This window comes from Microbacterium sp. Bi128, assembly GCF_918698205.1.
Window position 1 is genome coordinate 1 of the sequence record NZ_CAKKMM010000275.1, and the last position, 5,404, is coordinate 5,404.

Consider the following 5,404-nt stretch of genomic DNA (forward strand, 5'->3'; position numbering starts at 1 on the left):
GGGAACCGACGAGGTCCACACCCTGATCCTGGGCCAGCACATCACGGGTCTCCCCGCCTTCCGTTGAGAGCCGCGGGGTATTTCGCGGCGGTGTTCCGTGTCCGCTCGTCACGCGCTACGGATGAGGCCAGTGATACAAGTGGTGACTGCCGGGTTTACGGGTAGCCAACACTCGTGTCCTCCCGGGGGCGCATTCGTACAGTGGTGCCATCGCCACCGGAGCAGAGGCAGCCAAATAGCCCCCGGCACTTCTTCTCTGGCCGGTCGAACCGACGTAGTCCCGCCCGTCCCAGACAGGAGCTGAGCACTCTTCCTGCCCGACGGGTGGAACAGGCTGCCAAGTAAAGGGGGACATCATGAGTCTCAACGCAAAGCCAGCCGCGTGGACACTTCGTTTCCTTCCGGCACGTCACGCCATTGCCGGCGCGGGCGGGGACGGCCAGGACAGGTCCGCTTCCGGCCAGGGACCCCACCGGCACCGGGCCCGCATCAGCGCGGCACTCGTCCTGGACCGCGACCGGCTTCAGGAGAGCACGGGGACGGTCCAGTCGTGGAAGTTCCACGACTTCGTCAGCACATTCCAGCTCATGCTTCCCCACCGGGTCGAAAAGATTCACCAGGCCCTGGCCGGCGGGGACTGGGAGGGCGCGCGCCTGGCCGCCCAAAGCCTGTCCTGGTCCGCATCCAAGGCCGGTGCGTGCCGGCTCGAACTCATCGCCGACCTCATCGATGCCGACCTCCAGTCCGGACGCAAGACCCGGGCACGGGAGACGGCCTGCCTCCTCCAAGGCGCCGCCACCGAACTGGCAACCGCCCTCGCCCAGCTGACCGCCGGCTGAGCGCCGGCTGACCGGGTCCGGCCACCACCGGACGCCGCCCCAACACCACACACGCTCCATGAATCAGAGCGTTCCCGCGGTTCAGGCGGAGAATCCGCCGTCGGCCTTGACCAGCTGCCCGGACATCCAGCGGCCCTCGGGCGAGAGCAGGAACGCGACGGTGCCGGCCACGTCCGCCGGTGTGCCCAGCCGGCCGCCGGGTTGCCGGCGGGCCAGTTCGTCACGGAGCGGCTCATCCATCCAGCCGGTATCCACCGGTCCCGGGTTCAGGACGTTGGCGCTGATCCCGAGCGGGCCGAGTTCGCGGGCGGCGGCGATCACGATCCGGTCCAGGGCGCCCTTTGATGCCCCGTAGGGCAGGTTGAAAGCGGTGTGGTCGCTGGTCAGGGCCACGATGGCGCCGCCCTCGGGACCGGCCTGCCGGGCGAAAGCGGCAATCAACTGCCAGCTGGCCCGGGTGTTGACCGCAAAGTGCCTCTCGAAGCTCTCCAGCGACGTGTCCAGGATGGAGGAGTCCACGGATTCGGCGTGGCTGAGCACCAGACCCTGCAGGGTTCCGGCCTCCGCCGCGGCGGCGGACATCAGCCGGTCCACGGCGTGCGGGTCCTGGAAATCCGCCGGCAGCGCCACGACGGCGGCGCCGATCGCCTCGAGCTCGGCGGTGAGGCGTTCGACGTCGTCCGATTGGACTCCCCACGGCATCCGCGCGTCGTAGTCCTGCCAGTACGTCAGCACGAGGTCCCAGCCGTCCGCGGCGAGGCGGCGTGCGATGCCTGCGCCGATTCCGGCGAGCCGGCCGACACCGGTGACAAGGGCCGTCTTACGTCCGTCGGGGGAGCTCATGCCGACCAGCCTAGCGGTGGCGGCCGGCGCGGCGCCTACCAGGTGCGCGGCCTGCTAAGTGCGCGGCCTGCTACGAGCGGTGCCTACAAGGAGGCTGAGGAAGTGGAGTCGGCGGCCCGGACGTCCCGTTCGGCAGCCGGCCCGCGTGCAAGGTCCGGCTCCGGCCCCAGCGGATCCCGTCGCAGGGCCACGAGCCAGCAGACCAGCACGGCCAGGGCGCAGAAGACGCCGGCGCTGGAGGCCATGATCCACAGCCCGGGCGTCTGGATGTCGAGGTTTTCGGCGCCGAGGGCCGTACCGATGGTCTTGGGCGAGAACAGGAATACGAGGATCGACAGGCCCAGCACGCCGCCCATGGTCCAGCGCATCCCGACGTACCGGCGCGGAGCTTCCCGCAGGGTCCAGGCGAAAGCCGGAAAGACCGCCGCGACCCACACCCAGTGGTGGGACCACGAGACCGGGCTGATCAGCAGCATGGTGAGCGCGGTCGCCGATACGGCCACGACGCGGGCACCCTGATCGCTGGCGGCCTTGATCACTGCGGCGCCCACGGCCACAACCGCCAGGCTCAGCAGCAGCCACGGCACGGTGACGCGCGCTTCCGGGACCCCGAAGTGCAGCAGGGCGCCCTTAATGGACAGGTTGTCCACATAGCCCGCTCCCCCCATCCGGGAGGTGTCGGGCAGCATCTGGAGCCAGAACTGCAGGGATTCGGCGGGCCGGAGCAGCCACCCTGCCGCCACGGTGGCGGTGAAGCCGGCGGCCATGTTGCCCAGCCCGCGCCAGTCCCTGCGGACCAGAAAGTAGAGCCCGAACACCAGGGGCGTCAGCTTGATGCCGGCGGCGACGCCCACCAGGAAGCCGCTGCCGGGGAAACCGCGGGCCCAGCGCCGGTTGCGGGCCAACAGGTCCACGGCGATCAGGCCCATCAGCAGGGCGTTGATTTGGCCGAACACCAGGGTCTCGCGCCAGGGACCCAGGTTCAGCACCGCCAGGACCAGGACGGCGGCCGCCCAGCCGTTGCCCGGTGCCCGGAAGGTGTCGCGCCAGGAGGCTTTCGCGTTCCAGTACCGGACCGTTCGGACCGCGGCCAGGATCGCCACCCCGGCGCCGGCGGCGTTGAACAGGGTCAGCGCCGCCGCCAGGGGCAACCGGGCCAAGAGGCCGAAGACGATGGCGGCGAACGGCGGGTAGGTAAACATCAGCGCCGGTCCGCCGGCCCAGTCCACGTTGCCCGCATACAGCGCTGAGGGTGCCGCGCCGGCGTCGTTGAGGATTTTACCGCCGTACCAGTAGACGCTGAAGTCCAGGCCGTGCTTGCCCCAGACTCCGAGCGAGATCCAGATGAAGTAGCCCACCGCGGCGATGGCCGGGATGACGGAGAACCGGAACAGGTGCGGGACGGGTGAATACCGCGCCGGGCTGCGGTCTGAAACGGGCACTGACATGTACTCCCCCATCGGGCTGCTGATGTAGACGCTGGCCGTTTGGTCGGTTCCGTCCAGGGCGGCGCAAACGCGCCCTCGCTGTCGGGTCAGTCTACAGAACAGCTACGCCGGGACCGGGACGGACTCCGGCTTCCGGGCGTCCTTGCGGATGCTGGCGCTGATGACGGCGGCGATGGTGCACATGGCAGCGGCCGCAAACCAGGCGTAGGTGTACTGGCCGGTGGCGTCCCGGACCGCCCCGGCTGCCAGGGCCGCGGCGGCCGCGCCGAGCTGGTGGGCCGCGAACACCCAGCCGAACACGACGCTCCCGTCGGCACCGAACACCTGGCGGCAGATCGCGGCGGTCGGCGGCACCGTGGCGACCCAGTCCAGGCCGTAGATGACCACGAACACGATCATGCTGGGCTGGACGGTGGCGCTGAGCAGCAGCGGCAGGACCAGCAGCCCGATCCCGCGGAACTGGTAGTACACGGCGAGCAGGATCCGGGGGTTGAAGCGGTCCGTGAGCCACCCGGAGGCGATGGTGCCGATGATGTCGAAGAGGCCGACGACGGCAAGCAGGCCCGCCGCGGTGGTTTCGGGCATGCCGTGGTCGTGGGCGGAGGGGATGAAGTGGGTGCCGATCAGCCCGTTGGTGGTCGCGCCGCAGATCGCGAAGCCGGCCACCAGGGCCCAGAAGGTACGCACTTTGCTGGCCCGTTTGAGGACCTGCAGGGCACGGACCGCTGCGTTCCGGCGGGGCTCCTGCACTTCCTGCCCGGCGGCCGGTCCTGTCGGTTCGGGCCCGCTGGATTCCGTGCCGGCGTTCGGGCCGGGGGCCGGCGGCGTCGCCCCGTAGGGCAGCACGCCGACGTCGGCCGGTGAGTTCTTCAGGAACATCAGCACGAGCGGCACCACGGCCAGCGCGCCGGCACCGATGAGGAGCGAGGCCTGCCGCCAGCCCGGGTCCTGGGCGAGGGCGGCGATGAAGGGCAGGAACACGAGCTGTCCGGCGGCGCTGCCGGCGGTGAGGATGCCGATGACCAGGCCGCGGCTCTTGGCGAACCAGGTGTTGGCGATGGTCGCGGCGAAGACCAGCGCCATGGACCCGGTGCCGAGCCCGATCAGCAGCCCCCACGTCAGCAGGATCTGCCAGGACTGGGTCACGAGGACCGTCAGTGCGCTGCCGGCGCCGATCAGCACCAGGGCCACGGCTGTGACTGCGCGGATGCCGAAGCGTTCCATGAGCGCTGCCGCGAACGGTGCCGTGAGCCCGAAAAGCACGAGGTTGATGCTGACCGCGGCGGAGAGCACGGTGGTGGACCAGCCGAACTCGTTCTGCAGCGGCACCATCAGCACACCCGGGGCCGCCCGGAACCCTGCCGCGCCGACCAGCGCGAGGAAAGCCACGGCGGCGACGGTCCACGCCGGGTGGATGCGGCGGCGGACCGGCGCCGGGGTCACGGTGGTTTCGGGGGCATTCATGCGGCGGTTCCGTTCTGGACAGGGGTCCCGGTGCCGGCCGAGGCCAGCGGCACGGGGTCCGCGGTGCGGGAGAGGCTGTGCCAGCTCGTGTTGGCGGCCGTCAGCGGTTCCCCGCAGGCCGTGCACGTGTCAGCCGAGGAGGTCCGCTCCCCGCAGCCGCTGTGGATGACGAACATGTGTGCCTGCCCGGACGGCGCCGGGAGATGCTTTTCGGCCCAGATCACGACGGCGTTGAGCACCGGGAGGGCGTCTTCGCCCATGGCGGTGAGGACGTACTCCTGGCGGGTGCGGCCGCCGTCGTCGTAGGGCCTCCGGGCCAGGAGCCCGGCGGCGACGAGCCCGGCGAGCCGCTTGGTGAGCACGGAATCGGCCGCCCCCAGCCGGGCCTTCATGGCTTCGAAGCGGCCGTTGCCGAAGAACACCTCGCGCAGGACGAGCACGCTCCAGGGATCGCCCAGGATGTCGAGGCCGCGGGCCATGCTGCAGGTCCGTTGGGACCAGTCGGATCGAAGTGCCATGCGGCCACCCTAGCTGACTCTCTTAGAGAAAGCTAGGGTGGCCCGGCGGAATGATCCGGGCGCCGGGGTCGGTTGCCGGTGCAGCTACGGTGCAGTTAGCTGCCGGCGGCCAGGGAGGAAATCGCGGCGTCGAGGTCGGCGATCAGGTCCTCCACGTCCTCGATGCCGCACGAGAGCCGGATCAGGTTGACCGGGACCGCCAGTTCCGTGCCCTTGACCGAGGCGTGCGTCATTTCGGACGGGTAGTTCATGAGCGATTCGATCCCGCCCAGGGACTCCGCCAGGGTGAACA

Annotated in this window: 6 protein-coding genes; 1 reads left to right on the forward strand and 5 read right to left on the reverse strand. The window is 70.2% G+C overall.

The genetic code is table 11. The annotated features are described in order from the left end of the window. Positions 1 to 356: 356 nt before the first annotated feature. On the forward strand, positions 357 to 839 hold the full coding sequence (locus LQV45_RS16865) for a hypothetical protein (RefSeq protein WP_230008023.1): 483 nt from the start codon (positions 357 to 359) through the stop codon (positions 837 to 839). An 81-nt stretch (positions 840 to 920) separates the two neighbouring features. Here the strand turns inward: LQV45_RS16865 and LQV45_RS16870 are convergent, their stop codons facing one another. The 5 genes from LQV45_RS16870 to LQV45_RS16890 form a co-directional block, all read right to left on the reverse strand. Further along, a complete protein-coding gene (locus LQV45_RS16870; protein ID WP_230008024.1) occupies positions 921 to 1,682 on the reverse strand; it encodes an SDR family oxidoreductase in 762 nt (253 codons plus the stop codon). An 83-nt stretch (positions 1,683 to 1,765) separates the two neighbouring features. Beyond that, positions 1,766 to 3,124 (reverse strand): glycosyltransferase 87 family protein, encoded by a 1,359-nt coding sequence (locus tag LQV45_RS16875; RefSeq protein WP_230008025.1) that lies wholly within the window; start codon positions 3,122 to 3,124, stop codon positions 1,766 to 1,768. Positions 3,125 to 3,232: 108 nt separating this feature from the next. Then, on the reverse strand, positions 3,233 to 4,594 hold the full coding sequence (locus LQV45_RS16880) for an MFS transporter (RefSeq protein ID WP_230008026.1): 1,362 nt from the start codon (positions 4,592 to 4,594) through the stop codon (positions 3,233 to 3,235). Beyond that, positions 4,591 to 5,112 (reverse strand): helix-turn-helix domain-containing protein, encoded by a 522-nt coding sequence (locus LQV45_RS16885; protein WP_223913761.1) that lies wholly within the window; start codon positions 5,110 to 5,112, stop codon positions 4,591 to 4,593. The genes LQV45_RS16880 and LQV45_RS16885 overlap by 4 nt, the downstream gene beginning before the upstream one ends. 95 nt (positions 5,113 to 5,207) lie before the next feature. Then, on the reverse strand, positions 5,208 to 5,404 hold a 197-nt coding region (locus LQV45_RS16890), incomplete at its 5' end, for a PLP-dependent transferase (RefSeq protein WP_230008027.1).

Excerpts from the sequence above, each read along its gene's own strand:
- LQV45_RS16865 (WP_230008023.1), top strand. The coding sequence starts at position 357 with ATGAGTCTCAACGCAAAGCCAGCCGCGTGGACACTTCGTTTCCTTCCG.
- LQV45_RS16870 (WP_230008024.1), bottom strand. The coding sequence starts at position 1,682 with ATGAGCTCCCCCGACGGACGTAAGACGGCCCTTGTCACCGGTGTCGGC.
- LQV45_RS16880 (WP_230008026.1), bottom strand. The coding sequence starts at position 4,594 with ATGAATGCCCCCGAAACCACCGTGACCCCGGCGCCGGTCCGCCGCCGC.
- LQV45_RS16885 (WP_223913761.1), bottom strand. The coding sequence starts at position 5,112 with ATGGCACTTCGATCCGACTGGTCCCAACGGACCTGCAGCATGGCCCGC.